We start from the raw sequence: 3776 nt of genomic DNA, 5'->3' as shown, positions 1-3776 counted from the left end.
GGTCGGCGGCGGTCGGCGGACCGGGTCAGGACCCGGGCGACCCCGCGGGCGAGGACGTGCCCGGTCCGGCCGGCCACGACGGCGGCACGGGTGACGTAGGCGCGGGCGCGCCCCCGACGGTAGGCACCGGTGGGCCGCTCGGCGCAGCCGGGTCGGCCGACGGCGTCGACACGCGTCACCACGCACCGGGCGCGGAGCCCCCCGGTGTCGAAGACGCGCCCCTCACCTCGGACGACGTCGTCTGGCAGAGCAGCCCACCGGGGTCCATCTACGACTACATCAAGGTGGCGTCCTTCTCGATCGGCCCCGACGGACTTGTCGATCAGTGGAGCGCCCGCGCCGAGCGGCTGTTCGGCGTGGCCGCGCGGGACGCCGTCGGCAAGGACCCGATCGAGGCGTTCGTCGCGCCCGAGCTGCGCCGCCGGGGCCACCGGAAGATGGCCGAGATCCTGGACGGGCGCGAGTGGACGGGGTCGGTCCCGTTCCGGACGCCCGCGCCCGCGCCCGCCGACGGCGGCCCGGCGGCCGCGGGCCCGCAAGAAGCCGTGGGCCTGGCAGAATCCGTGGGCCTGGAAGGCATCGCCGAGGTCTATGTCATGCCGGCCAGGACGGCCGACGGCGAGCGTTCCGCCGTCTGTATCGTCGTCGACGTCCGCGCGCTCCGGCAGATCGAGACCGACCTCGCCGCCTCGCAGGCGATTTTCGGTCAATCTCCTTTCGGTTTCCTGCTGTTCGGCACGGACCTCAGGGTGCAGCGCGCCAACCGCCGCTTCGCCGCCGTCTTCGGCGGCGCCGAGGACGACCACCGCGGCCGCACCGTGCACGACTATCTGCCCCGCCACGAGGCCGACCGCATGCAGGCCGCGCTGTGCCGCGTCCTGGAGACCGGCGAGGCCGTCACGGACATGCAGATCATCGGCCCCGCCCCGGGCAGCAACGAGCGCCGCCACTGGTCGATCAACCTCTACCGCGTGCACAGCGGTTCGGGCCGCCCCATCGGCGTCGCCGGCCTCGGCAACGACGTCACCAGCCGGCACGCCGCCGCCCGCGAGGCCGCCCACGCCCGCCGCAACCTCGCCCTCCTGAACGAGGCCGGCGCCCGCATCGGCAACTCCCTCGACCTGGAGACCACCGCCCGCGAACTCCTCGACGTCACCGTCCCCGGCTTCTGCGACCTCGCCTCCGTCGACCTCTACCAGGGCCTCCTGGACGGTGACGAGGCGGCGCACATGCGCCAGAGCCTGGCCGACGGCAGCGCCGAGCTGCGCCGGGTCGCCTTCGCCAGCGCGGTCTCCGACGTGCCCTTCCCCGAGGGCACCGGACCCGTCGAGGTCGGCTCCGTGCACCGCTTCGCCTTCAACTCGCCCTGCGCGGACGCCCTGCGCACCGCCCGCCCCCGCCTGATCGCCGCCGGCGACGACTGCGGCCCGGCCCGCCGCCTCACCAGCGGCCTCATCCAGTCGACGCTCGCCGTGCCGATGGTCGCGCACGACACCGTCGTCGGCCTCGCGCAGTTCTCCCGTACGAAGGGCAGCGAGCCCTTCGGCGAACGCGACCGCGCGCTCGCCGTCGAACTCGCCGCGCGCGCCGCCGTCTGCATCGACAACGCCCGGCTCTACCGCCGCGAGCACGAACGCGCGCTGATACTGCAGCGGTCCCTGCTCCCGCCCGGCGACCCCGAGGCCGCCGGACTCGACATCGCCTGCCGCTATCTGCCCGGCAACGCCGCCACCGAGGTCGGCGGCGACTGGTTCGACGTCATCGAACTGCCCGGGCACCGCACGGCCCTCGTCGTCGGCGACGTCATGGGCCGCGGCCTGCGCGCCGCCGTCGCCATGGGCGAACTGCGCTCCGCCGTGCGCACTCTCGCGCTGCTCGACCTGGAGCCCGCCGAGGTGCTCTCCGCGCTCGACGAGATCGCCCGCGGCCTCGGCAACCTGCCGGGTCCGGGGCACGCCCGGCGCGCCACGCCCGCCGGCGCCCGCGGCCGCGACAGCGACGACCTCGCCGAGGTCTACCTCGCGACCTGCGTGTACGCGGTGTACGACGCCGTCACCCGCCGCGTCACCTTCGCCAACGCCGGCCACCTCCCGCCGGTCCTCGTCGAGCCCGGCGAGTCCCCGCTGATGCTCGACGTACCCCCGGGCATGCCGCTCGGCGTCGGCGGCGAGCCCTTCGAGGAGGTCGACGTCGACCTGCCCGACGGCGCGCTGCTCGCGCTCTACACAGACGGCCTCGTGGAGTCCCGCGACCACCCCCTCGACGAGGGCCTGAACGCGTTCGTCGGCGCGCTCGCCGAGCCCGCGCAGGCGCTCGAGGACATCTGCGACCACGTACTGAACACGCTCGACACCCATCACGGCGAGGACGACATCGCGCTGCTCATGGCGCGGGTGCGGGGCCTGCCCGCCGAGCACGTCGGCGACTGGACGCTGCCGCGCGAGCCGCAGTCCGTGGGCCGGGCCCGCGAACTGGCCTGCGAGCGGCTGCGCGCATGGGACCTCGAAGCGCTCGTCGACAACGCGGAACTCCTCGTCAGCGAGCTCGTCACCAACGCCCTGCGGTACGGCGAGGGCGAGATCCGGCTGCGGCTGCTGCTCGACCGCACCCTGGTCTGCGAGGTCTGGGACGCGGGTCTCGTCCAGCCGCGCCGCCGCCGCGCCCGCGACACCGACGAGGGCGGGCGCGGGCTCCAGCTCGTCGGCCTGCTGAGCGCGGCCTGGGGCTCACGGCGTACGCCGCGCGGCAAGACGGTGTGGTTCGAACTGGCGCTGCCGGACGGGGACTCGGCGCCGATGGACGCGGCGGAGGCGCTGATGAGCCTGTTCTGACCGGGCAGTTAGGACATGTGCCGGGCAGGTAGTAAGGGTGGGTGGGAGAAGGACCGGCGCGCAGCGCCGTCCTCCCGCTCGAGGCGCCCCGCCAGATCATGTCGTCGCTTTGAGCGCCGCGAGGCGGGCCTCCACCTCCGCCGTGTCGCTCAGGCTGTCCAGCTGCTCGAACTGCGCGTCCAGCGAGGAGGCGGCGAGTTCCTCCCTGCCGAGGGCCCGCGCCTCCTCCCGCCGCACCTTCTCCTCGAACCGGCCCAGCTCGCTGGCCGGATCGAGGACATCGACGCTGCGCGCCGCGTCCAGCATCTGGTTCTGCGCCTGCGCGGACTTCGAGCGGGCCACCAACTGGTCCCGCCTGGACTGCAGTTCCGTCAGCTTGATCTTCATCGAGTCCAGGCCGTCCTTGAGCTTGCCGACCACGTCGGACTGCGCGGCGATCGACGGCTCGGCGTCCTTGGCCTCCTTCTCGGACCGCAGCTGCCGGCCGAGCGCCACCTTGGCCAGGCTGTCGAACCGGTCGGCCTCCGCCGCGTTCCCGTCCGCCCGCAGCGCGTCCGCCTTCTTGCTGGCCGCGAGCGCCTTGCCGCCCCACTCGGCGGCGGCCTCCAGATCCTCCTTGTGGTCCTGCTCCAGGAGCCGCAGACTGCCGATCGTCGTCGCCACGGCCTGCTCGGCCTCCCGGATGTTCTCCGCGTAGTCGCGGACGAGCTGGTCCAGCATCTTCTGCGGGTCCTCGGCCTGGTCGAGGAGGGCGTTGATGTTGGCCTTCGCCAACTGCGCCACGCGCCCGAGGACGGTCTGCTTGGCCATGGGGCTTTCTCCTTGCGTACGTCGCGTACGAGCTGCCTGACTACGGGATGTGCGTACGAGGGTCAGAACCGGCCGCCTCCGCCCCTGCGCCCCCGGGTCCCGCCCCCGCCGAAACTCCCGGGCCCGCCGCCCCCG

At 73.9% G+C, this 3776-nt stretch carries 2 protein-coding genes; one reads left to right on the top strand and one right to left on the bottom strand.

All coding sequences use genetic code 11. From position 1 onward, the window contains the following. Positions 1-56 precede the first annotated feature (56 nt). The gene (locus STRAU_RS13980; protein ID WP_016640963.1) at positions 57-2831 is read left to right on the top strand and encodes a SpoIIE family protein phosphatase; all 2775 of its coding nucleotides are present in this window, start codon (positions 57-59) and stop codon (positions 2829-2831) included. A gap of 96 nt (positions 2832-2927) precedes the next feature. On the opposite strand, the gene STRAU_RS13975 is transcribed toward STRAU_RS13980, so the two are convergent. Further along, positions 2928-3641, bottom strand: a complete 714-nt coding sequence (locus tag STRAU_RS13975) for a PspA/IM30 family protein (RefSeq protein WP_016640962.1) — start codon at positions 3639-3641, stop codon at positions 2928-2930. Positions 3642-3776: the final 135 nt, after the last annotated feature.

Origin of the sequence: Streptomyces aurantiacus JA 4570 (assembly GCF_000414115.1) — a bacterium.
GTDB classification, from domain to species: domain Bacteria; phylum Actinomycetota; class Actinomycetes; order Streptomycetales; family Streptomycetaceae; genus Streptomyces; species Streptomyces aurantiacus_A.
This window is presented reverse-complemented; position numbering and strand designations above follow the sequence as displayed.

What these genes read in the sequence shown, in the direction of transcription:
- STRAU_RS13975 (WP_016640962.1), bottom strand. Translation starts at nt 3,641, where the DNA reads ATGGCCAAGCAGACCGTCCTCGGGCGCGTGGCGCAGTTGGCGAAGGCC.